Source organism: Methanosarcina siciliae T4/M (assembly GCF_000970085.1).
Taxonomy (GTDB): Archaea; Halobacteriota; Methanosarcinia; order Methanosarcinales; family Methanosarcinaceae; genus Methanosarcina; species Methanosarcina siciliae.
In genome coordinates, this window is record NZ_CP009506.1 from 3811066 (window position 1) to 3836137 (window position 25072).

17 protein-coding genes and 1 pseudogene are annotated in these 25072 nt (G+C 43.7%); 13 read left to right on the plus strand and 5 right to left on the minus strand.

Going from position 1 to position 25072, the window contains the following annotated elements; genetic code table 11:
- Positions 1-103 precede the first annotated feature (103 nt).
- The 4 genes from MSSIT_RS25035 (at position 104) to MSSIT_RS21415 (ending at position 6217) form a co-directional block, all read left to right on the plus strand.
- Positions 104-2848: a putative Ig domain-containing protein gene (locus MSSIT_RS25035; protein ID WP_231589906.1), complete on the plus strand. Its 2745-nt coding sequence runs from the start codon at positions 104-106 to the stop codon at positions 2846-2848.
- A 406-nt stretch (positions 2849-3254) separates the two neighbouring features.
- Positions 3255-3839, plus strand: a complete 585-nt coding sequence (locus MSSIT_RS15965) for a cohesin domain-containing protein (protein WP_048173544.1) — start codon at positions 3255-3257, stop codon at positions 3837-3839.
- Between the two features lie 144 nt (positions 3840-3983).
- Positions 3984-4601 carry a cohesin domain-containing protein gene (locus MSSIT_RS15970; protein ID WP_052721692.1) on the plus strand — a complete coding sequence of 206 codons (618 nt, stop codon included), beginning with the start codon at positions 3984-3986 and terminating at the stop codon, positions 4599-4601.
- 365 nt (positions 4602-4966) lie between these two features.
- On the plus strand, positions 4967-6217 hold the full coding sequence (locus MSSIT_RS21415; RefSeq protein ID WP_052721693.1) for a PGF-pre-PGF domain-containing protein: 1251 nt from the start codon (positions 4967-4969) through the stop codon (positions 6215-6217).
- A gap of 31 nt (positions 6218-6248) precedes the next feature.
- On the opposite strand, the gene MSSIT_RS15980 is transcribed toward MSSIT_RS21415, so the two are convergent.
- Positions 6249-7226 carry an MraY family glycosyltransferase gene (locus MSSIT_RS15980; RefSeq protein ID WP_048173545.1) on the minus strand — a complete coding sequence of 326 codons (978 nt, stop codon included), beginning with the start codon at positions 7224-7226 and terminating at the stop codon, positions 6249-6251.
- A 564-nt stretch (positions 7227-7790) separates the two neighbouring features.
- On the opposite strand from MSSIT_RS15980, the gene MSSIT_RS15985 reads away from it, so the two are divergent.
- Positions 7791-8309 (plus strand): VanZ family protein, encoded by a 519-nt coding sequence (locus tag MSSIT_RS15985; RefSeq protein WP_048173546.1) that lies wholly within the window; start codon positions 7791-7793, stop codon positions 8307-8309.
- 89 nt (positions 8310-8398) lie between these two features.
- On the opposite strand, the gene MSSIT_RS15990 is transcribed toward MSSIT_RS15985, so the two are convergent.
- Together MSSIT_RS15990 and iorA are read right to left on the minus strand one after the other, a co-directional pair.
- The gene (locus MSSIT_RS15990; RefSeq protein ID WP_048173547.1) at positions 8399-9001 is read right to left on the minus strand and encodes an indolepyruvate oxidoreductase subunit beta; all 603 of its coding nucleotides are present in this window, start codon (positions 8999-9001) and stop codon (positions 8399-8401) included.
- Positions 8998-10800, minus strand: a complete 1803-nt coding sequence (gene iorA / locus MSSIT_RS15995) for an indolepyruvate ferredoxin oxidoreductase subunit alpha (RefSeq protein ID WP_048173548.1) — start codon at positions 10798-10800, stop codon at positions 8998-9000. Before iorA ends, MSSIT_RS15990 begins: the two co-directional genes overlap by 4 nt.
- A gap of 570 nt (positions 10801-11370) precedes the next feature.
- Here iorA and MSSIT_RS16000 point away from each other — a divergent pair.
- Both MSSIT_RS16000 and MSSIT_RS16005 read left to right on the plus strand, forming a co-directional pair.
- Positions 11371-11706 carry a toxin-antitoxin system TumE family protein gene (locus tag MSSIT_RS16000; protein WP_048173549.1) on the plus strand — a complete coding sequence of 112 codons (336 nt, stop codon included), beginning with the start codon at positions 11371-11373 and terminating at the stop codon, positions 11704-11706.
- Positions 11687-12070, plus strand: coding sequence for an HVO_A0114 family putative DNA-binding protein (locus MSSIT_RS16005; protein WP_052721694.1), 384 nt, complete (start codon positions 11687-11689; stop codon positions 12068-12070). Before MSSIT_RS16000 ends, MSSIT_RS16005 begins: the two co-directional genes overlap by 20 nt.
- A 108-nt stretch (positions 12071-12178) precedes the next feature.
- On the opposite strand, the gene MSSIT_RS16010 is transcribed toward MSSIT_RS16005, so the two are convergent.
- Positions 12179-12970: an ATP-binding protein gene (locus MSSIT_RS16010; protein ID WP_048173550.1), complete on the minus strand. Its 792-nt coding sequence runs from the start codon at positions 12968-12970 to the stop codon at positions 12179-12181.
- A gap of 331 nt (positions 12971-13301) precedes the next feature.
- On the opposite strand from MSSIT_RS16010, the gene MSSIT_RS16015 reads away from it, so the two are divergent.
- The 3 genes from MSSIT_RS16015 to MSSIT_RS16025 all read left to right on the plus strand — a co-directional run bounded on the left by MSSIT_RS16015 (position 13302) and on the right by MSSIT_RS16025 (position 17405).
- On the plus strand, positions 13302-14459 hold the full coding sequence (locus tag MSSIT_RS16015; RefSeq protein ID WP_052721695.1) for a mechanosensitive ion channel family protein: 1158 nt from the start codon (positions 13302-13304) through the stop codon (positions 14457-14459).
- A gap of 300 nt (positions 14460-14759) precedes the next feature.
- Entirely contained in the window at positions 14760-16100 is a 1341-nt protein-coding gene (locus tag MSSIT_RS16020; RefSeq protein WP_048173552.1) for a dihydrolipoyl dehydrogenase family protein, read from the plus strand.
- A 297-nt stretch (positions 16101-16397) separates the two neighbouring features.
- The gene (locus MSSIT_RS16025) at positions 16398-17405 is read left to right on the plus strand and encodes a type II glyceraldehyde-3-phosphate dehydrogenase (protein ID WP_048173553.1); all 1008 of its coding nucleotides are present in this window, start codon (positions 16398-16400) and stop codon (positions 17403-17405) included.
- 304 nt (positions 17406-17709) lie between these two features.
- Here MSSIT_RS16025 and MSSIT_RS25770 read toward each other — a convergent pair whose 3' ends face one another.
- Positions 17710-18234, minus strand: a complete 525-nt coding sequence (locus tag MSSIT_RS25770; RefSeq protein ID WP_048173554.1) for a DUF134 domain-containing protein — start codon at positions 18232-18234, stop codon at positions 17710-17712.
- Between the two features lie 2423 nt (positions 18235-20657).
- On the opposite strand from MSSIT_RS25770, the pseudogene cdhA reads away from it, so the two are divergent.
- From cdhA to cdhC, 3 genes and pseudogenes are all read left to right on the plus strand, one after another.
- Positions 20658-23077: pseudogene (gene cdhA / locus MSSIT_RS16045) on the plus strand (CO dehydrogenase/acetyl-CoA synthase complex subunit alpha).
- Between the two features lie 2 nt (positions 23078-23079).
- Positions 23080-23592, plus strand: a complete 513-nt coding sequence (gene cdhB / locus MSSIT_RS16050) for a CO dehydrogenase/acetyl-CoA synthase complex subunit epsilon (RefSeq protein WP_048173556.1) — start codon at positions 23080-23082, stop codon at positions 23590-23592.
- Positions 23593-23616: 24 nt separating this feature from the next.
- Positions 23617-25026: a CO dehydrogenase/CO-methylating acetyl-CoA synthase complex subunit beta gene (gene cdhC / locus MSSIT_RS16055; RefSeq protein ID WP_048173557.1), complete on the plus strand. Its 1410-nt coding sequence runs from the start codon at positions 23617-23619 to the stop codon at positions 25024-25026.
- The last annotated feature ends 46 nt before the right edge of the window (positions 25027-25072 follow it).

Below are 25072 nucleotides of genomic sequence, written 5' to 3' on the forward strand. Positions count from 1 at the left end.
TAATGGACTGCTAATTAATAACAAAGCCGGAGGTTACATCAAGGATATATATATGCAAGATATGGCCCAACAGTCGTTCTTATGCGAAAATGGAACTCAGGTGATGATAGATAACATTACCATAGAAAGAGGAGGCGACTATCTTAACCCTAAAACCTATGTTGCGTTCATTGTAGCAAGTGGACATGACAATAAAGTTACTAACATATCAGTGAATGGAGGTCCGTGGAGCGGGGTAGATCTCACAGACAATGAATTTAATACGACACTCGAAAATATATATGTGGACAACGCAGGTCATAACGGAGTAGATTTCCATGGCCAATGGAATTGTTCGATTAATAACGTGACAGTTAATGGGTCTATAGCAGAAAATTTCCTGATAGCTGGACCTGATGCAGTCTATCAACCAGATTATAACCTTATAAATTGGACACCGGTTAAGGATGATAGAGTCACACATAACATTACAATAAAAAACTATAATTCCTATAATGCAAGTGGGTCAGCACTATCCGCCAATAGATTAATGAATTTATTTGTTGAAAACCTCACTTCTGACAATAGAGGTGGGGGAATACTGATAAACTACGCTATGGGCGTAAAAATATTGGATGCACAAATACTTAACCATACAGGATATGGAATTGCTTTAGGATTAGGTGGGCGTGGCGTTGTAAAAGATGCTTCAATAATGGATTCATCGTTCAACACTTATGCATGGATGATAGAGACACAGAATGTCAATTTCATTAACACTAAAACTCCATCGTATAGGTTCCAAGCTGGGAATAAGGCTGAATACAAAGTAGGTTATTATGCTGACATTTTAGCAGTAGATCCTAAAGGAAATCAAATATCAGATTGTGCAGTACTAATAACAGCAAACAATACTACGTTTTCAAGTACTAACGGGTTTGGAGATAATCAAACAAGCTTTAACACAGAAAGTAATGGTCATACAGCATTACCAAATGAAAACAGAAAGAATTCTCCAGCAATAACCGAGTATTATAAGAATTACCCAGAAGGAAAATATCTACTCCTCTCTCACACAGCCACCATCACCACTCCGGACGGCCGCACTGTTTCTCTCTCAGGAATCACTCCTGACTCTTCCTGGTACCGTAAAGATCCAAACGTCCCGACCTACACCATCACAGCAATTATCCCGGACGATTCAACCGGCCCGCAGATAACCGGGTTTGCTCCAAGCACGGAAAACCCGTTCAACCCCGGAGAAACTAAAAACTTCAGGGTCTGGACAGATGAGCCTTTGAAAGAGATGGAATGGTATGTGGACGGAAAACTTGTTTCCGAAGGGTCCCTTAATTACACGTGGACTATAACAAAAGACGAATCAGTAATTAAATTTGAGGGGTCAAACGCAAACGGAGATGTTAGCAAGAGCTGGGACGTATGGGGAACTGGGGGTAATTCGTCGGATCTGATCGAATTTTTTCCGGAAGATACTTCGCTCGTTAAGAATACAGGAGAGTCCGTATACTTCAATGTAAGTTCCGGCCGGGCTTTGACCGCAAACTGGTTCGTAGACGGGGAAACGGTCCTGAAGGACAGCACATCCTTAACCTATAGCTGGGATACGGCAGGAGTATATAGCGTTACCGTAAGCGGTTCTACGGATACCGAGAGCTTTTCGAATACCTGGGAGGTAAACGTGACAGAACCTGAAGAGCCGCCAGTTGAGAACAAATCAATAATCACGATAATTCCCTGCGAGAACGTCGCACCCGGAGCTCAGTTTGACCTTGGCATAAAAATCGATCCCTCCACCCCAATAAACGGTGCACAGCTCGACTTCATATTCGACAGCTCAATGGTCTCAGCCACCGGCGTAACCGAAGGAGATATTTTCAAACAGAGCGAGGCATCCACTGTTTTCAACAGCGGGACGATCGACAACAGTGCCGGGATAGTCAAGAATGTTTATGGCTACATCCTGGGAGCCGTAAAAGTATCCGCACCCGGGACTTTTGCGACCGTTGACCTGACTGCAGGAAACAGGACAGGGATGGCAGAGTTCAACCTCTCAAACGTGATTATCAGTGACACAAGTTCAAGGTCAGCTCCTTATACCGTTACAAACGCAAGCGTACTGATAGACACTGCTCCGGTAATGGACCCTATTTGCTACCTCAAGTCGGTTGATGAGAAAAGCGCTCTCACTTTTAAGGTAACTGCCAAAGATGCGGACGGAGACAAACTTATTCTTTCAGCTTCAGGCCTCCCCGAAGGGGCAGAATTCAACACAGGATCAGGGGACTTCAGCTGGACCCCGGCTGTCGGACAGGCCGGAGTTTACACGTTTACCTTTGAAGTGAGCGACGGGTACCTCACGGATTCGGAGAACGTCACGGTAACCGTAAACAAGTTAAATAACCCACCGGTCATTGATTCCTTCGAACCTCCGGACGGGTCGTCTTTCAGCGAAGGGGAAAGGATAGAGGTCTCAGTAAACGCATCCGATGCAGACGGGGACCTCCTTAAATACTCCATCATGATCGACGGAGTGGAATACAGCACTGAAAATACTTATGTCTGGGAAACGGGTTATTCCAGTAGCGGCAACCATACAATTGAGGTGGCCGTAAGCGATGGAATAGAAAAAGTTACGGAGCAGAACAATATATACATTAACAACTACCACCCGCGCTGGGACGTAAACCAGGACGGGGTAGTAAACATCCTTGACATAACCATAATAGCCCAGAATTACGGAAGCAGCACAGTAAAGCCGTACCCGCGCTGGGATGTGAACCAGGACGGAGTGATAAACATCCAGGACCTTACCCTGGCCGGGTACTATTTCGGGGAAACAGTAGTCTAAAAACAGTTCAAAAAAGATAAAAAATATGGGGCAGGCACAAAACCTGCTTCAAAATTACTTTTCTCACATAGCCACTTTTCAGTATCCACTTACTATTTTGAACTTACTATATTCACTTACTATTTTGAACTTACTGACTGATTTGGCTTACTGGCTGATTTGGCTTACTGACTGATTTGGCTTACTGGCTGATTTGGCTTACTGGCTGATTTGGCTTACTGACTGATTTGGCTTACTGACTGATTTGGCTTACTGGCTGATTTGGTTTATCTGACTGTCTGGTTTATTAAACTTATTTATTATCATGACTATAGTTAACCTGGATAATAAACTGCAGGTTAATGAAAATAATGAATACGACCTTGAAAAGATAATTTTTTATACATCATAAAATAAATTGCATAGTATGGCGAGAAAATATAAACTAACAGGAATCTGTTTATTTACAATAATTACAATTCTCTTAATATTCACTTTTACGGCATCTGCAGCCACCCAGGTAACTCTCCGGCCTTTATCCAAAGTGGTTGAATCAGGGAGCCCGATAACTGTAGATATATTTGTAGATCCGGATACGGAAATTGCAGGCATGCAGTTCGACCTGAAGTTTGACGGCTCAGTACTGCAGGTAACAGATGTGACTGAAGGCGACCTGTTTAAACAGAATGGTACGGAAACTTTTTTTAACCCGGGACAGAAGGATACGGGAACACTTAAAAACGTATATGGGTGCATTCTGGGAAAAGGAGAAGCTTCTACTTCCGCCAGATTTGCAACAGTGACGTTATCCTCAACCCCGGGCAAAAGAGGTGTGGCACAAATTTATCTTCAAAACGTTACTGTAAGTAGCCGGGAAGGAAATGCCGTGCAAACCAGAGTGAAAAATACCAGCATCATACTCACGAAAACAAGAAATTATGATAACTTCCAGAGGGAACTGATTAAAAGACTGGTAGAGGAACTGACCTTGAAAAGGCAAAGTTATGCCTGAGGGTTTCGATGTTTTCGGCATAATATGCCATATATTACCGGATAATAAGTGTTAATCATCATACAAAGACAGATAAGAAAGAATAATAATATATAGCCAGGTATTTAGACAGATATATATGATTTGTCATACAGATGAGAAACTATGTTTGGGAACAGCAGGAAAATATGCATCTGGTTATTTGCAATAATAGCAGCACTCTCAATATTCTCCTCTAATGCAGCTGCCGCTTCAGAGGTAATTCTCAGGCCGTCAGCCGGGACAAACTGGGGGGATAATCCGGTTACATTAGACATTTTCGTAGTTCCAGACACAGATGTTGCAGGCATGCAGTTTGACCTGAAATTTAATGAATCATTGCTGCAGGTAACAAATGTGACTGAAGGCGACCTGTTTGAGCAGAGCGGAATGGAGACATATTTTAACTCAGGAAAAACAGATGCAGGAGCACTAAAAAATACATACGGATGTATTCTGGGAAAAGGAGAAGTTTCGACTCCAGGCACATTTGCAACAGTTACACTGTCTTTAACCTCAAATAAGAACATTATGTCTGAAATATACTTTGAAAACGTTATTATAAGCAGCCCGGAAGGTAATGCTGTAGAAATCAAAGTGAAAAATCACAGCACTGAACCTGTAGAAACAAAAGATAAAACTGAACCTGTAGAAACAAAAGATAAAACTGAACCTGTAGAAACAAAAGATAGGAGCAGTTCATGGAAAGAAAGAATCTATAATTTGTTAGAACAACTTGTGTAAATTAGTTTGCAGGACCTGGTTATTCATCTGTTTACTTTTACTTTTTTATTATTAATGTGAAATTTACTTTTTCCTGAGAAACTCACTTTTTTTGAAGAAGTTCATATATTCAAGTAGATCGATCGGAATCTCCCTCATAATTCAAATGACCTTGAGTTTTACTCTTGATTCAGTTCCGAACTCAGGAGATTTTCATAGCCAAACACCTCCGCCAGTCGAGTCCTGACCAGCTTCACCTGGAGAGATAAAAGTATAACATATAAAAAATATATGTTAAAGTAGTGATAATCGTTTTTAACAAATCACAAATGGTGAAAAAAATGAGGCTTCCGGACAGGAGATCAAATTTTAGTTTATACTTGATAGTGTTCCTTTTTTTAAGCACCACATTGATAGGGACTACTGCCGCAGAAACTATAATAAGTATATCCCCCAGGGAACAGGCTATCGAAGAAAACGAGAGCTTTACAATCAACATATACATCGAACCTGACACACCCATATCCGGAGTTCAGTTTGACTTCATATTCAACAGCAGCCTTGTAAATGTAAACAACATACAGGAAAAAAAAGCATTAAGCCAGACAGGTGCAACTACCATATTCAATGCGGGCAGTATTGACAACTCAAAGGGCACTGTTACCGGGGTTTACAGCCTGATCCTTGGAAAAAACACAGCAACAGAGCCCGGAACTCTTTCAGCGATCAATCTCGTTTCAAACGGCCTGCCGGGAGTATGCAAACTGCAGCTTTCAAACGTCATCGTAAGCAACTCAAGCGGGAAGGCAGTGCCTGTAACAATTGTAAACGGCAGTGTCAATGTCGGGGATGCGGAAAGTACGGGCCGGTCCGACAACAGCTCTGGAACCTCAACCGGAGAAAGGTCCGGCGGGGGAGGAGGCATCGATAACGGGGAAAATTATGAAAACATTAAGCTAAAAGAAGTATCCAGAGTATATGTAAGTAAAGAAACCGTTGTCTCTTATCGATTTAAAGCTTCGGAAAATCCGGTTTCGTACATAAATTATACAGCTCTCAAAAACGCTGGTTTCATAACAACAACCATCGAGGTTCTGGAAAATACTTCAGGGCTTGTTTCGGGTAAGCCTGGGGGAATAGTCTATAAAAACCTGAATATATGGGTAGGAAAGAACGGTTATTCAACTGAAGAAAACATAGGAAACCCGGTAATCGGTTTTAGAGTAAACAAAACCTGGCTGGAAGAAAACCGGATTCAGGTATCAACCGTCAAACTAAACAGATATCACCTGAATGCATGGAATCCCCTTCCCACCGTAAAAACAGGAGAAGATTCGGAATATATATTCTTTGAATCGGAAGCTCCGGGTTTTTCTCCTTTCGTAATAACAGGCCAGAGTTCCCAATTTGCATATGGTCCGGAAAATCGGCTTCCGGACTTAAAAGAAAAACTGGGAACAGAACCGGTCGTCAAAGAAACCTCTGAAGCTAACCTTTCTTCTGAAAAGGAAAAAGAAACCGTCCGGAGTGAAGATGGACAGGAATCCCGGACTTCTCAGGCACCGGGATCTGGCATATCCGGAACCGGGATATTATTCCTGGCTGCACTGACGTCCTTCAAAAGAAACAGAAAGTGAAAAGGAATAATCGGCTTCTATTTTAAATTATTTACAACCTTCCCGGAACTAAAATCCCCGCAATACAAAAAACCGAAGTCAGCAAAAACATTGCATAAGTTGCCTGCTTCTCAGTTAACCTGTAGTAGTAAGGCAGGACCCATTTAAGAGTAAGGTTATTTGGGACGTCCAGAGTTCCGTCTTCCCTAATTTTTCCAAACTTAACAGCAGGATATTTTTTAATTTTCCAGTAGACATACATTAAGAAATTAACCGTATGCGGGATGAACATAATAAAACCGCTTATGATGAAGCCCTGGATGACAATAATAGCCCCGATTGCAGCCCCGACCGTAAGCGACCCGACATTTCCCCAGAAGATCCTTGCAGGATAGCGTTCGTAAAAGTAAAACCCGAGTGTGGCTCCCGTAACGGCTACAACGGGGATTATGTTTTCGACATCATGTATCAGGACTGACTTTATAATCAGGGAAACGAGGATGATTATGGACAGGCCCGAAGCAAGCCCGTTGTATCCGGAATGCATGTTAACCAGGTTTGATGCGACCAGAACGTAAGTCGGGACAATGAACTGCAGGTAGAGGATTCCGAGTTCCAGACTTCCGATACTTGGAAGAGTGAACGCGGTATGGGTTGCATACTGGATAAGAGGATAAGAGCAGTAGTACATTATCAGGAATTTGGATGTCCTGCCAATATTGACCATGTCGTCAAGGACACCGAAAAGCCCGAAAAGGGCAATGACAATCATTACAACATAGTTTGTGGATGTGAACTTGAAAAAGAGAGTGTTCATGGAAAGGGAAAGCATTGCAATCAGCAGAATTGCAGTCCCACCACGATCCGCTATCATAGGTGTGCCTTTTTTATAGACGTCTTTGGCAACAACCTTATTTTCAGTAAGCTTCCTGATAAAATATGGCATTGAGACTGCGGTTACTACTAACGGGACAAAGAAATTGCTTATAAGCATAATATTTTGAATGAATGAAGAAGGACTGGAGATCATTTTTTACTGTCCTCAGAGTTATTTATTTTAGTTCTACGAAAATAAATTTTACATTTAACCCGGGACATTAAAAGCATAGTTATAGAAATACTTATCGAAAACATTTATCATAAATTATACACAGTTCCAATGTATAAACTAAGAAGATTTCTTTTTAAAAAATGATCCGGTTCAAAAACCCCAATTTAGCCCTTTTCAGATACAAATGTATTTACATAAAAAAAGTCTCCAACATATATAGTAAAGTTTCAATATTTGAAAAATAGTCTCTCTATAATTAATAGTGAGAGTATAATATCCCGGGATTTCTACAACCAGGACAAAAAAAGATTATTATGATTAAACATAAATATTATCCGGCAGCTTTCAGATTTAAATTAATTCCGGAACACTGAAAGATATTTGAAGCAAACATGAAAAAGTTTAATATATTGGGATGTGACCGAAATTTTTACATACAGAAGAACCACAAAACAGATATGAATTGTTGTTCGAATTTTACTGCAAATCGTTTGTTAAAACAAAGCTTTAAATCCCGCACCTATAATAAACCATAAAGATAAAATGCTAAAGCTCGAAAAATCCCGTTTTTTTATTTTAATTACCATATTATATGCAATTATGGTATTTTACCTGTCAGTCAGTGCCGGCGTGGGGGACCTCAAACACCTCCTGAAAATGGGCCTGGGCTATCCGCTCAAAAATGCTCTCCTTGCCAACGACCTGTCTTCTGTAGTGGATTTTTTGCTTGCCTCGCTGCACACGGTTCAGGACGCATCCATAGACCCCGGGCATGTAGGGATATACTTCGGACTCGGAGTTTTACTGTACCTTGTTTTTTTAAGTTCGAAAAACCCGACATTTGTAAGATATTCGGCAATCTGTGCAGTATTTATAGGGACTGCTTACGGTATACTGAACGAAATATTCCAGACATTCTTACCATACCGGACTGCAAGCGTGGCAGATGCGGTCTCAAACCTGATAGGGCTAGTGCTTGCACAGATCTGCGTAATCTTTTTTGTACTTACTCTGAAAGCAATAATAGATAAGAAAAAAAGAACTGAAGGACCGGCAGACTAAAAAATGAAGAAAAAAGGTAAAGCTGAAACCTTCATGATTCAAAAGTAAAAAGGAAAGACCTAGCTTTCCTCTGATTAACTTTCTTCCGGTTAACTTTCCTCTACCTTCTGCCTCCCCATCTCAAAAGCCCTGACATTAATCTCAATTGTTTTCTGCGGCACAAGAGCCTTCACACTCTCAAGCAGAGACTCTTTCGGGATGGGCAGGTAACCGGAAACTGCCCCGACCATTGCCACATTCATTGCAAGCCTGCTCCCGGCTTCATAAGCCAGGTCATCTGCATTAAAGGCTTTGACAATATATTTTTCAGAAAGGATGTCAAGGATTTCCTGGACCTCAGGGTACTTTGCCACTCCGGAAGTAACGGTTACGGGGATGATAGGCTGCGTATTAACTATAATCACTCCGCCGTCTTTCAGGAAATCGAGGTACCGGACTGCTTCCATAGGTTCAAGGGCAAGCATGAGGTCTGCACCTTTTTTAGGGATCATTGACCCGAAATCGGAACCCAGCCTTATGTGGTTTACAACCGAACCTCCGCGCTGTGCCATGCCGTGGGTCTCGGCTGCCCTGATAGGGATTCCTGAAACAACTGCTGCTTTTCCGATGATATCCGATGCAAGGATTGCCCCCTGCCCGCCAACCCCCGTGATGAGGAGGTCGATTTTCTTTACTCCGGCTTTCTGGATCATCTCTTCACCTCCCGGATAGCATCAAACTTGCAGATCTGCGCACAGACCCCGCACCCGCTGCAGAGGGCAGTAATAAAAGCACGTTTGTTTTCCTCATCAAATTCGATTGCAGGACAGCCGAACTTAACACACTGCTTGCAGCCTTCGCACTTTTCAGGATCGACAATATACGGGACCCTCCTGATCCCTGCCCTCTTGCCTGAGATCACGCAGGGCTGTTTTGCAATAACCACGGCTGTGCCCTCGAAATCCTTTGCAGCCTTGAAGGCTCCCTGGGCCTCTTCCAGGTTGTAGGGATCAACAACCGCTACGGATCCGGCACCCATAGCCCTGCAGAGTTCGGCAAGCGAGACCTCAACAGTTGGCTCTCCTGTAACCGTATAGCCAACTCCGGGGTTTGGCTGGTGCCCGGTCATGGCTGTGATGCGGTTGTCGAGAATGGTGACCGTAATATTGGCTTTGTTGAAGACTGCATTCAGGAGCGAGTTCATGCCCGTATGGAAAAAGGTTGAGTCCCCGATGGAACAGCAGATAGGGCGTTTTTCCCCTGCATGGTAAAGCCCTGACGCAATGCTGATGCTTGAACCCATGCAGAGTGTGGTCTCAACGGTCCCGCTCTGGATCCCAAGGGTGTAACAGCCTATATCGCTCGGGTAGATAGCGTCGTTTCCAAAGACCTTTTTCATGGAATAGAAGGTTGCCCTGTGAGAGCAGCCGGCGCAGAGGGCAGGCGGGCGGGGAGCAAGTTCAAGGGGAATAATCCCGGTTTCGGACTCTATGTCCAGCTCAAAAGCTTTTTTAAGGGCTTCGAGGAAAGCACTGATGTCCAGTTCTCCTTCTCGCGGGACAAAACCTCCAGCTTTTCCCAGGACCGTAACCGGAAGGCCGGCTTCCTGTGCAATCAGCTTTACATGCTCTTCCACAATAGGTTCAAGTTCTTCAAAGATGAGAACAGTGTTTACGGTTTCAAGCAGTTCCAGGATAAGTTTTTTCGGGACAGGATAGGCCCCGATCTTCAGGAAAGAAGCTTCAAGTCCCAGTTCCTCCAGGGCCTCTTTTGCGTATACCGAAGCAATGCCTGCCCCTATTACCCCAAGTTTTGCATCAGGTTTCAATTCAAGAGAGTTCCAGGGGGATTCGGCAAGCTCATCCTCCATTGCCTGCTGGATCGAGAGGATATGGGTGTGGCGGGGACGAGCATTCTTGGGCAGCATGACCCAGCGGTCGAGCAGTTTTTCAAAATTCGGTTCGGGCTTGTCTGCAGGAATTTCCCCGAGCTCGATATCGGACTTCCCATGGGAGATCCTGGTTGTGGGGCGGAAGATAACCGGAATTTCAAATTTTTCAGAAAACTCGAAAGCATAAGGAATCATGTCCTTGGCTTCCTGGGGGGTTGAGGGGTCAAAACAGGGCACAAGGGCAAACTGGGCATAACGCCTTGTATCCTGCTCGTTCTGGGAAGAGTGGCAGGAAGGGTCATCAGCTACGATTGCGATCAACCCGCCTTTTGTCCCTGCATAGGCAAGGGTCATAAATGGGTCGGCTGCAACATTCAACCCGACGTGCTTCATGGTCACCACCGAACGCACCCCGGTCCAGGCGGCTCCGACTGCCACTTCCATTGCCACCTTTTCGTTTACGGACCATTCGATATAGTAGTCCCGGTCCTTCCGGGCCGCAAGCGTGTCTACAATCTCCGAAGAAGGAGTTCCCGGATAGCCTGCGGCTACCTGTACGCCGCCTTCCAGAAGGCCACGGGCGATTGCCACGTTTCCAAGCATGTACTCGCGTGTAGTCATAATCATCATCTCCACAGCATTAAAACAGGGAAAATGCGATTCTAATAAATGCATTTCTCTGTCAATCAATATTAAATAAGTAAGAAATTCAGGAAAAGACAGCTCCGGCAAACAAGACCTGCTGTCCGCAAACTAGGTAAAACTTTTGCATTATTCAAAATAACACGATCAATAATATACTTTCGGATAATTGTCCGGAATTGAAAATCAGCCCAATCTTATAAAGTAGTTTATGGTCCTTCAAAATAAGTGTGTAAATAAAGATGCTAAAATGCTTATTTCAGTCTATATACATATAATTAGAGTTTCCCAAACAAAAATTAGTTTACAAGTTTATTTTACTCCGGGGAACAACAGAACAATACTTCATTTCAAAAATAAAACTCATTAATCCTTAAAAAACGGACCAATTTTTAAGGACCCTAAAGTAGTTTTTGTTTTGAGTATAGAGACCGATATAGGAGCAAAATCAGTTTGCGGCAGATGCTAGGAAGGCCCATATGCTTAGACCATATAGTTATATACTGAAATGGCTCATAAAATAGTAGCAGCATACAGGTGTTTGAAACTTTGGACTCCAAAATACCGGTGAAAGAAACCAGAGTATTGGCGGAAGATGAAATCATTGATATTTCCATCACAAGAGTTAAAGAATCGCCTCAAATCCCCAATGGGGTAAAGTATAGTTTCAACTACAGGGTGAAATCTGAATCCTCAGGATGGGAAACTGCCATAAGAGTTGATAATGCCCATGTGGTAAAAGGGCATAAAAGAAGGGATCACAAACACCTATTTGACAACCAGCCCGTAGAATTTGAATTCATATCCTTGAAGCATATCTATGAAAAAATTCTCAACCTAATAGAACAAAACAGGGGGCTTATAGATGAAATTAAAAGACATTGAAATCAAGGTCATGTCTGATGAGGCTTACGGCGATCACCTTGACCGGCTCTTTGAGGACATAAAAGCCGGCAACACAATCGAGAAACGAAAACCCCGGATTATAGCTCGCACCCCCGAAGATGTAGCAAAAATCCTGACAAATGAACGAATTCGCCTGCTTCAGATGATCCGGGAAAAGAAACCAGAGTCCATTAGTGAGCTTGCCCGCCTTCTGAACCGTAGCCAGTCAAACGTCTCAAACGATATAAAATATCTGGAAGGAATTGGGCTGCTGGAACTTGAAGAGAAAATGGACCCTGTACTGCATAAGAAACCGATAGTTAATTATGATGCGGTGCGGATAACAGTGGATCTGAGTTGCTAATTCACTGAAGGCTAAGTCCCTGGAAGTAAAGTATCAAAAAAAGAAGGTTGCCCGGAAAATTAAACTGGGCAAAATTAAATGTACTGGTTCACAGGCCCGGCCCATGAGTCAATTTTTATCCAGAAACTCCGCAAGTTTTGCGATTCCCTCAAGTTCAATATCGAATTCCGCACCTTTCAGGGACGCCCTGAAAAGTTCCCTGTCTGCCGGAATCACCGCGGCAACTTTCGAGGAATCAACCGCTTCAAGAAGCTCGCCTTTAATGTCTTCCTCAACTTTGTTCAGCACAAAGAAAACCCTGTTTCCGGCCTGTCCCCCGAGTTCATCGAATTTTTTAGACAGCTTGAGGGATTCAAAAGAAGGGTCTACCACGACCAGGATCGTGTCAAAGTCCTTTGCAACTCCTCGCCCGAAATGCTCCACTCCGGCTTCCGTGTCCACGATAACGATATCATTTTCCGTAAGGTCCAGGTTTTCGAGAAACTCCCGTGTGAGGACGCCCATAGGACAGGCACAGCCTTCCCCGAACTCGTGGATCTTTCCAATTGCCATGAGCCTTATCTTTCCCTTTTCTTCCACGAATTCCGGAGGCAGGCCGGAAAAGCTCCACCTCTCTTCAAAAAAACGGGACTTGGGCTGACCTCCCAAAGCCCCGGGAACTGCAAGCCCTCCGAGAGGAGCAGTCTTCGGAGCTCTCTGTTTTTGCTTGAAACCCTGTTTTCCCCCGAAGTACTCCATAAGGTCCCTTGGAGCCGCAAGCCCGAGCTGGCCGTGCAGTCCGTAGTTGGATTCATCGGTATCAAGCACAAGCACGTTCTTTGTTTTTGCCATCTGCTTTGCCAGGAGCGCAGAAATCGTGCTCTTTCCACTTCCGCCTTTCCCGCATACTGCGATTTTCATATCCGGTTCACCTATTACAAGAATTTATCCACAATAATTTATTTAAGAGCTTTTAAAGTTATTTACCTCAGGACGGAAAGAAGAAGAAAATTACGACCTATGGGACCGGGGAGGATTAAAAGTAAATTTTGAAGTTAATAATATCAAGCATCAGAAACAAATTAACAGTAAGTGACAGGATACGAAAAGGCAAAAAAGAAAAAGGGAGAAATTAGAGGAAGAAATTAGAGGAAGAAATTAAAGGGAGAAATTAAAGGAAGTTATAGAGGGGGAGAAGAAGCTGAGCTATTTATCCCAGATTCTCGGGGACTATCTTGTAAGTATTATTACAGTGGCAGTTACCCTTTTTCTGATTTTTGCAGTTGACCGCCTGCTTGCCAGGACAAAGCTTCTCCACACAGACGTGAAATTTGCAAAGCAGCTAATCCAGTTTGTCATCCTCAGTATCGGCCTCATTTTTGTCGTGTTCAGCCTTCCGATTGCCGCCCAGTACAAAGAGTCGATCCTCAGCCTGCTCGGAATTATTGCCGGAGCTGCAGTTGCGCTTTCCTCAACCACTTTTATTGCAAATGCGATGTCCGGGATCATGCTGCGGATTATAAAGCCCTTCAGGGCAGGGGATTACATTGAAAGTGAAACCATATTCGGAAGAGTCACCGACGTCCATATCCTGCACACCGAGGTCCAATCTATTGACAGGGACCTGGTAACCTTCCCGAACCTCAAACTTGTCTCAAACCCTTTAAAAACAATCAGGACTTCGGGCACCATTATCTCTACCTGTGTCTCCCTTGGCTACGATGTCCCCCGCCGGAAAATCGAAAAAAGCCTGCTTCTGGCCGCAGAAAAAATCGGGCTTGAAAACCCTTTCGTCCACGTCCTGGAACTCGGGGACTTTTCGGTCACGTACAAGGTCGGAGGGCTCTTAAAGAACATTGAGAGCCTTATTACAACTCGTTCGGACTTCAAGAAAGCTGTCCTGGACTCCCTGCACGAAGCCGGTGTAGAAATAGTCTCCCCCAACTTCATGAACCAGAGAATCCTGAAAGAAGGGACCGTTTTCATTCCCCCAAAAGAGCCCCTGAAAGTCGAAGTGCCCCAAAAGCCTCCGGAAAAGAAGCCTGAAGAAATCATCTTTGACAAAGCAATAGAAGCCGAAATCCTGGGCAAAATAGAGCTTATCCTCTCGAACCTGGAAGAAAAAGAAAAGGACCTGAAACAGCAGATAAGCAGTGTGCCGGAACAGAATAGAAAAGCAGAACTTTCAGGAAAACTGGAATTCTTAAAAATCCGGAAAGAAGAGATCAAAACCGGGTTCGAAACCATGAAAAAACAAATAGAAGAAACCGAGGAAATAATTGAGCCGGAAATGCGTTCGAGGCAGCTTCAAAGCCTTAACCTGAAGGCCGACCACCTGGATATCAGGAGGAAAAAACTGGAAAAGGAGTTAAAGGAAATTCTGGATAACAAAAATCCGGAAAAGGTTTGAAACTTACAGGATTTAAAAAACAGTTTCTCCGGCTAACAAGGATTCTCTCCAGCAAAAAGCTCCTGATCAGTATCACGGTATTCTTTTAAGATCTGCTGAACTCGACGAACTGAAACTCCCCGGATCCCAATAGTAAAAGAGATCTTTTCTCCATTCTTCATTGTACCGGGAACTTTTTTCAGGAAAAAAGTTCAGGTGAATTACTTATTCCTATAAATAAAATGAATAAAAGGATACGGGGGAGTAGCTATTTCACACTATCGTTTTTCCGGGAAGTAGCGGATAAAAAGGAAGTAAACTATGGAAAAGGACTACGATATTGTAATTATCGGGACCGGAACCTCAGGAAGGACTTTTGCGGACAAAGTTGCAATCTCAGGATTAAAAACAGCTATTGTCGACTCGGGAGAATACGGAGGTGTTTCTCCACCCATAGGTTGTGATCCGAAGAAGGTGTTTATAGATATTGCCGAGATTACGGACCGGAATAATCGACTGATAGGGAAAGGTGCGGGAACTCAAAATCCATTAAAGATTGACTGGCCTTTGCTTATCGAGTTCAGGAAAACATTTACGGAAAAATGTTCCAGAAAAACTGAGAACCATTTTGTGGAACTGGGAATTGATACATATCACGGAAGAGCTTATTTTGAAAGTAAAAATACGGTCACTGTCGGGGAGGATAAGCTTAAAGGAGAATATATTTTTCTTGCTACAGGCGCAAAGCCGAGAAAACTCAACATTCCCGGGAAAAAATACATAATTACGAGTGGGGAATTCATGGAAACCGAAAAGCTCCCTGAAAGAATTATTTTCATAGGAGGCGGGCATATATCCATGGAGTTTTCTCATATTGCACTAAAAGCCGGATCGGAAGCTATAATCCTGCATAGGGGTGAAAAGCTCCTGCGGCACTTTGATGCTGATATGGTAAATATACTCATAAAGGACTCCGAAGCCGCAGGAATCAAAATCTTAACAAATAAGCCGGTGATTGCGGTCGAAAAAGAAGGTGACGGCTTTCTGGTCAGGGCCGGGCCTGAATCCGAAACCCGGAGTTTCCGTGCGGATATGGTCGTGCATGGAGCAGGCCGCGTTCCGGATATAGAGGGTATGAATCTCGAAAAAGCCGGGGTCAAGGTTGAAAAGGGAGCTATCAAAGTTGATAAGCACATGAGGACTTCAAATCCCCGAATCTATGCAGGTGGGGACTGTGCATCGGAGGGTATGCAGCTTACTCCTGTGGCGGCCTATCAGGGAGAAGTTGCAGCAGTTAACATCCTTACCGAAGATAGTGTCGAGGCTGACTACAAAGGTATTCCAAGTGCGGTCCACACCATGCCTGTCCTGGCTTCGGTAGGAATCAGCACTGTTAAAGATAGCGATAAGTATAAGGTAATCTACCGGGACAGGAGCAGCGAAAAGACAACCCGGAGTGAAGGAACGGATTTTGTGGCTTCAAAGGTAATTATCGATGAAGCAAATGACCGCATAATGGGAACTCATATTCTGGGTCCGAATGCCGGGGAAGCTATCAACGTTTTCGCTGCAGTAATGCGGCTCGGACTCAAGGCATCTGATATGAAAAAGATGATTTTTTCCTATCCGACTGTATGTTCGGATATTCCTTATATGCTGTAAAATACTCCGGCAAGGGCCAAACATGTAATCAAACATACATTCCAGTACCTGATTTAATGGGGGTAAACAGGATTCTGGATCTCTTCGATTTATTCAAAGCTTGCTCAATTTTCAGATTGTATATTTTTCACGACATAAGTTTTCACGATATAAGTTACCAGATTGGGCTGAAAAATCAATATCGTTAAATTTGAGATTGCCTAAAAAAATGCAACAATGACGTCTATTGAACTTGATTATGGAATTAAGAATGCATAAGTCTAAGGATAGAATGAATAAAACAGGACAGGATGGAAAATGGCTAAAGCAAAGATTGCAGTAAACGGTTACGGAACCATAGGAAAAAGAGTTGCAGACGCCGTTAGGGCTCAGGACGATATGGAAGTTGTCGGAATTTCCAAGAGGACACCAAACTATGAAGCTGCAGTGGCCCATCAGCTTGGGTATGATATATATACCCCTGCTGAGAATGTCGAAGCCTTTGAAAAAGCAGGGATGCCTGCAGCCGGATCCGTTGAAGAAATGATAGAGAAAGCTGACCTGGTTGTGGACTGTACTCCGGGGGGGATCGGGGAAAAGAATAAGCCTTTGTATGAAAAAGCAGGTGTAAAAGCGATCTGGCAGGGAGGGGAGAGCCACCCGATTGCGGGTTTTTCCTTTAATGCGGCCAGCAATTACGAGGGGGCTCTGGACCGTGACCTGGTAAGGGTTGTCTCCTGCAACACCACAGGGCTTTGCAGGGCTATCACACCGATAGACAGGGAACTTGGGGTAAAGAAAGTAAGAGCTATTCTTGCAAGAAGAGCAACCGACCCCAATGATATAAAAAAGGGACCGATTAATGCAATAGTACTTCACCCGGTCAAACTTCCTTCCCACCACGGACCCGATGTAAAGAGCGTGATCCCGCATATAAATATCACATCTGCAGCCCTGCTGGTCCCGACAACTCTCATGCACCTGCACACTGTAAATATGGAAGTCAACACGGATTGTACTGCAGAAGACATTAAGAAAATTTTTTCTTCCCAGTCCAGAATCAGGTTCATAGGACAGGGGATTACTTCGACAGCAGAAATAATGGAAGTTGCCAGAGACATCAAGCGCCCCAGAAATGACATGTGGGAGAACTGTATCTGGCCCGAGTCCATAACAGTGAACGAGAAAGAACTCTACTTCTTCCAGGCCGTCCACCAGGAATCCATAGTAGTTCCCGAAAATGTGGACGCTATCAGGGCCATGATGGGACTGGAAAGTGACGGGACAAAGTCAATAGAAAAAACGAATAAAGCTCTTGGGGTGTAATAAAGACCCCGGAATGTAAGCTTTCGGACTGCAAGCTTCTATGGAAATTCCGGCTTTTGAAGATTCCGGCTTTTGAAGATTCCGGAGATTCAGCCCGGATATCCGGAATTTTATTTTTAGATTAGAAAGCTCAGATTCGGGACTTCGATATTCCGTCTCCGTAGAAATCCTCCCTGAGCCGGGCATCATCAGGTCAAATTCGAATCCGGAAACTCGATATTAAAAACTCAATGTTTCCATGAGCCAAAATGGGATCATACATAAGACTCCGATCCAGTATCACTCACCGATATTATAACTGTTGTCACTTTTTTGTACTTCCGTCATTTTTTTTATTCTCATCATCAGTATTCCTGCCGCTTCCCTTTTCTTTAGGGCAACAGTAATCATTCTCAACAAATCTCTTTCCTCTTCCATCGCCCCCGAGTCGGAAAATCAGACTGGAACCACAACTCGGACAGTTTGCGGGACGGGCCTGGTCGAATTTGGGTTCCCACATATGATCGCATTCTTTGCAGAGAAAATTGACCCTACATTCACCAGTATTAATGTATTCTCCTCCGGAGATCTCTATTGCTTTTCCGTTGACAAGAGCATCAGCCACTTTTTGTCGTGCCCTCTGGAGATCGCTCCAGAAAGTTTTCCGGGATACTCCCATCCGGTCAGCAGCCTCGTTCTGCTCTATCTGGAGGAGGTCACAAAGACGAATAGCTTCAAGCTCTTCTATGGATAGGTTGGCGATTTCAAGACAACAAAGAGGAATTTCCCTGGGCTTGTAATAGGTGGCCTTTGGAAAGCAAGATACCCTGCGCTTAACTTTATTGACCATCTAGCTAACTAATGCGACACGCAATAAATATCCATCGATAAATTTCGGAAGCGTTCAAAGTATTGACATTAACATCGTCATTAAGGATTAGAGTAAACACAAATTTGGAAAAATTTCAAGTGCAACTTGTAGAATACCCGTAGAACAGGGATTTGAGAGATATGCAGGTCAAAAAGACAAATACCCAAAGCTCTTCCAAGGACACATTACTAATTACGAGAACATTTAGCTTAATTTCACAGAGATTCTGACAAGTAGCTTTTGAGATTTTTTAGAGTCAGGGTACCTCAACCAACAGTCAAACTACACAAAAGCGAAGTGATATAAATAAATAACGCCAGGATAACTTAGATGTTTATGAAACTAAAAAATTCTGAATCCATTTTAGAGTTTTGTATTGAAAATGTAAAACCAATATCAATAAACGAATAACTGTAAAAAAACCCGACAAGAACTATGACATTTACCTGATAGCTTTGTATCATATATCCGTTAGTCCTGTGACTATTTTCTGCCTTTGACAACTGATTTAACACAAAATTTCTGTTAATCACCTGTACTTTCGTTTTGCCTCTTGTTCGAATAATCTCATTTTTCATCTTATGAAAAATGGGCATATGATACCGATTTTCAGAGTTTATCACGAGCCAACGGCTTTAAGAATACAGATAGGATATATAAAACGGATTTTTTTTATTTTTATAATTAAACCGGACATAAATGAAAACTATTTATAGTACGTCGCTTATGTGTAATTTAGGAGTCTATCCGAAAAGTGCTGTGACTTACTGTAACTTCTACAATCATCGATCATAAATGAACGGATTCCGGATAATAAACACTAATTGTCCAATTGTAAATTTTACAACGTGCATGGAACTTTTCGGATATTCTCTATATCTCTTTTTCTGAGACCAGAACGTTTACTAATACAGGACTTACCACCGGAAGGCTAAAACAAAAGCTTTGAACTTCCAACTCCATAAAAACCCAAGTTTTAACTGTTTAATTTACTGTACTCGATTTTGGATTGTAGGTGTATAAATTTTAGATAAAGTTAAAAAACAATCTACAAAAAATGTCATTTAAATAGCCGGAACTTTCAAGCAGACATCAATATAAATTGCACAAATATAAATTGTACAAATATAAATTGCACAAATATAAATTGCACAAATATAAATTGCACAGTAATTATCGGTATGCTAAATATTATAAAACAATCCATAAAACAAATCCTCTGATAAAGTGGTTTTAAGAGTAATCAGGAGGGAAAGCTAAAATAAGCAAATTAACTACAGGGAATTTTTTAGAGAAGATATTGGATCGGTCCAGACTAACGCCAGTCATTTATTCAGAATGTCGTTCCTGAAAGTTTTCCGGGATACTCCCGTCCGGTCAGCAGCCTCTTTCTGCTCTATCTGGAGATTTAAAAACGAATGCTTCAACTCTTCCAGGGACACGTTAGTAACTACAAAAACACTTAGCAAAATTTCTTTGGATCTGTATTGTAATAGGTAGCTTTTGAGCTTCTTGATAGTCCGCTTAACTCTGCTCACTGTCAAAATACACAAAAGAGACGAAGTATAAATAACTAATGCTGCGATAATACAACTATTGGTAAAATAAATAAGTTCATAATTCATTTTCAGGGCTCTGTATTATAAGTACAAAAACCAATAGCATTAAACTCATAACTGAATAAAATACGATTATAGATATGACTTTTACCTGATAATTTTGTACCATATGTCTGTTAGTCCGGTAGCTATTTTCTGCTTTTTACGCCTGATTTAATGTAAAAGTTCTGCCAATTACCGGTACTTTTGCTTTGCCTCTCATCCGAATAATCTCATGTTTTCACCTTATGGAAAATGAGCAGATGGTGCCGTTTTTCATGCTTCGTCATGAGTCAACGACTTGTAAGAGTTTAGATCGAATTGCACAACGGAATTATTTATTTTTATATTTAAACAGAACAAAAGTGCAAATTATTTATAATACGTCGCTAATGTGTAATTTAAGAGTATATCCGAAAAGTGCTGTGACCCACTGTAACTTCTACAATTGGCGAATCATAAATGAACGGATTCCGGATAATAAACACTAATTATCTAATTGTAATTTTACAACCCGCATAGAACTTTTCGGATGGTCTCTAGATCTCTTTTATTATTCTGAGATCACAACTTTAGGAATATAGGACTTACCCACTTGATGTCTAAAATAAAAGCAGTGGACTCCCAACACCCTAAAAATCAAAGTTTTAACTGCTTAATTTACTGTACTTTATTTTGTGTTGTAAGTGTGTAAATTCTATAAAAAATAAAAAACGATCTCTAAAAAAAGTCATTTAAATAGCTGGAACTTTCAAGAATCGTTGGATAAAATGACTTTAAGCGCATTTAGGAGGTAAAGCTAAAATGAGCAAATTAACTACTGGGAGTTTTTCAATAGAAGATCTTGAATCCGTTCAGATCACTATTAATAACATTGTAGGGGCAGCAAAGGAGGCTGCTGAAGAAAAAGCAAAGGAGCTCGAGAAAGCAGGTCCCACACTTTTCCCAGGACTCGAGTCTTACAGGGATGACTGGAACTTCAAACTGCTTGACCGCTACGAGCCTGTCATTACCCCGATGTGTGACCAGTGCTGCTACTGTACCTACGGCCCCTGTGATCTCTCAGGGAACAAGAGAGGTGCTTGTGGTATTGACATGCTGGGCCACAATGGAAGAGAATTCTTCCTCCGTGTGATTACAGGTACTGCCTGCCACGCTGCCCACGGCCGCCACCTGCTTGACCACCTGATTGAAACCTTCGGAGAAGACTTACCCCTCAACCTCGGGCAGTCAAATGTGCTTACTCCGAATATCACAATCAGCACAGGACTCAGTCCCAAGAACCTCGGTGAAATAAAACCAGCCATGGAGTTCGTAGAAGAACAGCTGACCCAGCTGCTTGCAACCATCCATGCAGGCCAGGAATCCGCAGAGATCGACTATGATTCTAAAGCTCTCTTCAGTGGTAGCCTGGACCACGTAGGTATGGAAATTTCCGATGTTGTGCAGGTTGCAGCATACGACTTCCCGAAAGCTGATCCAGAGGCTCCTCTGATAGAAATCGGGATGGGGACAATTGACAAGTCCAAGCCTTTCCTGTGTGTGATCGGGCATAATGTAGGCGGTGTCACCTACATGATGGATTACATGGAAGAACATGAACTGACCGACAAGATGGAAATTGCCGGGCTCTGCTGTACCGCAATAGACCTTTCAAGGTACAAGGAAGCTGACAGGAGACCCCCATATGCCAAGGTCATCGGTTCCATGTCCAAGGAACTGAAAGTCATTCGCTCCGGAATGCCTGATGTCATTGTTGTGGATGAACAGTGCGTCCGCGGTGATATTGTACCTGAAGCCCAGAAACTTAAGATTCCGGTCATCGCTTCCAATGCAAAGATCATGTACGGACTTCCGAACAGGACCGATGCCAATGTCGATGATGTCATTGAGGAACTCAAGTCAGGAGCAATTCCGGGTTGTGTGATGCTGGACTACGACAAACTCGGTGAACTCTGTATCAGGCTTACTATGGAAATGGGCCCGATCCGTGATGCAGAAGGCATTACTGCAATTCCCACTGACGAGGAATTCGCAGACTGGGTCGCAAAATGTGCAGACTGCGGAGCCTGCCTGCTGGCCTGTCCGGAAGAACTTGACATCCCGGAAGCCATGGGATTTGCAAAGGAAGGAGACCTATCATATCTTGGGGAACTCCACGATGTCTGTATCGGATGCCGCCGCTGCGAGCAGGTATGTAAGAAAGAGATCCCGATCCTCAACATAATAGAAAAGGTTGCCCAGAAGCAGATTGCAGAAGAGAAAGGCTGGATGAGAGCCGGCAGAGGACAGGTTTCTGATGCTGAAATCCGTGCAGAAGGCCTGAATCTTGTCATGGGTACCACGCCCGGTATTATTGCAATCATCGGATGCCCGAACTATGCAGAAGGCACAAAGGACGTCTACTATATCGCAGAAGAATTCCTGAAGAGAAACTTCATTGTGGTTACCACGGGCTGCGGAGCAATGGACATTGGTATGTTCAAGGACGACGACGGCAAGACCCTTTATGAGAGGTTCCCCGGCGGATTCGAATGCGGTGGACTTGCCAACATCGGGTCCTGCGTTTCAAACGCTCACATCACCGGTGCAGCCGAGAAAGTTGCGTCTATCTTTGCCCAGAGGACTCTTGAAGGCAATCTCGCAGAAATCTCAGACTACATCCTGAACCGTGTAGGTGCCTGCGGACTTGCCTGGGGTGCATTCTCCCAGAAGGCTTCCCTATCGGTACCGGCTGTAACATCCTGGGTATCCCTGCAGTACTCGGCCCGCACAGTTCCAAGTACAGGAGAGCCCTGATTGCCAAGACCTATGAAGAAGACAAGTGGAAAGTCTACGACGCCAGAAACGGCGAAGAGATGCCAATCCCACCGGCTCCCGAATTCCTCCTGACCACCGCAGAGACCTGGCAGGAAGCAATCCCGATGATGGCAAAAGCCTGCATCCGTCCATCTGACAACAGCATGGGAAGGTCCATTAAACTGACCCACTGGATGGAGCTTCACAAGAAGTACATTGGAGCAGATCCGGATGAGTGGTGGAAGTTCGTCAGGAATGAGGCTGACCTACCGCTTGCCAAGCGTGAAGCGCTTCTCAAGGAGCTCGAGGCCAAACACGGATGGGAAATTGACTGGAAGAAGAAGAAGATTATCTCCGGCCCGAAGATCAAATTCGACGTCTCGGCACAGCCCACCAACCTTAAGAGACTTTGCAAGGAGGCCTGAAAATGGTTGATACTGCCAAGAATACAAAGCTATTTACCAGCTATGGAGTGGGTACCTCAAGAACTGTTACGCCTGAAATGGCTTCAAAGCTGATCTCAAAAGCAAAGAGGCCACTCCTTATGGTGGGGACCCTGACCCTTGATCCGGAACTCATTGACCGTGTGGTAAAAATTTCAAAGACTGCAAACATCCCGATCGCTGCAACTGGGAGTTCTCTGGCAAGCCTTGCTGATAAAGACGTGGATGCAACATACATCAACGCCCACATGCTCGGCTTCTACCTCACTGACCCCAAATGGCCCGGTCTTGATGGTAATGGAAACTATGACACTGTCATAGTCCTGGGATTCAAGAAATTCTACATCAACCAGGTACTGTCCGCAGCAAAGAACTTCAGCAACTTAAAATCAATTGCAATTGAAAGAGGCTACATCCAGAACGCAACAATGTCTTTCGGAAACCTTAGCAAAGCAGACCACTACGCTGCCCTGGACGAGCTAATTGACTTTTTATAATTTTAATTTAGGAGGCGAAATATTATGGCAGAATTCCCATTTGAGATTTCCCCGATGTTTGAAGGAGAAAGAGTAAGAAAAGATGGAATGTTCGTCGAACTTGGGGGCCCAAAGTCCCTTGGTCTCGAACTTGTTCGCGCAAAACCCATGGATGAGATTGAAGACGACAAAGTAACAATTATCGGTCCAGACCTCAAAGAAATGGAAGAAGGTAAGACCTACCCATGGGCAATGATCTTTCACATAGGTGGAGAACTCGTAGAGCCTGACCTTGAGTCTGTGGTCGAAAGGCGTGTCCACGACTTCATCAACTACTGCCAGGGTATCATGCACCTGAACCAGAGGTACGATGTCTGGATGAGAGTTTCCAAGGACACAGCTTCAAAGATGGACTCTTTCGAGCCCTTCGGACAGGCCGTCATGATGCTCTTCAAGACAGAACTGCCCTTTATCGAGAAGATGCAGGTGACATTCTACACCGACAAGGCTGAAGTTGAAAAGCAGATGGAAGAAGCAAAGGAAATCTTCAAGGCAAGAGACGCAAGGACCAAGGACCTCCACGACGAAGATGTGGATGTCTTCTATGGCTGCACTCTCTGTCAGTCCTTTGCTCCGACCAATGTCTGTGTGGTTTCCCCAGACAGGATCTCACTCTGTGGTGCTATCAACTGGTTCGACGGCCGAGCAGCAGCAAAAGTAGACCCCGAAGGTCCACAGTTTGAAATCGCAAAGGGCGACCTTATTGACGCCGAGAAGGGAGAATACTCCGGGATCAACGAGATTGCAAAGAAACTCTCCAGCGGCGAATATGATAAAATCAACCTCCACTCCTTCTTCGAATACCCACATACCTCCTGTGGCTGTTTTGAAGTAGTAGGGTTCTATATCCCCGAAGTAGACGGTATAGGCTGGGTTAACAGGGAATACCAGGGAATGGCACCGAACGGGATCGGATTCTCAACCATGGCAGGTCAGACCGGCGGTGGGAAGCAGATCGTAGGTTTCCTCGGTATTGGGATCAACTATTTCTACTCCCCGAAGTTCATCCAGGCTGACGGGGGCTGGAACAGAGTTGTATGGCTCCCCGCAATGCTGAAGGAGAAGGTTGATGAAGCAATCCCTGCTGACCTCAAAGACAAGATTGCAACAGAAAACGATGCAACTGATATTGAATCCCTGAAAGCCTTCCTCCAGGAGAAGGAACACCCGGTAGTTGCCAACTGGGCAGCAGAGGAAGAAGAAGAGGAAGAAGAGGAAGAAGAAGAGGAAGTAGCAGTTGCAGCAGCTCCGATGATGATGCCAGCAGCCGGGTTCCAGATGCCTGCAATGCCAATGATGTCAGGCGGTTCAAGCGGCGGAATAAAGCTGACCTTCAAGAACGCAAAGATCACCATTGACAGGATGATCATCAGCGAGAAGAAGGAAAAGAAATAACTGAGTGACGACAGGCGATTGCCTAAAACCGAAAGGCAATTGCTTA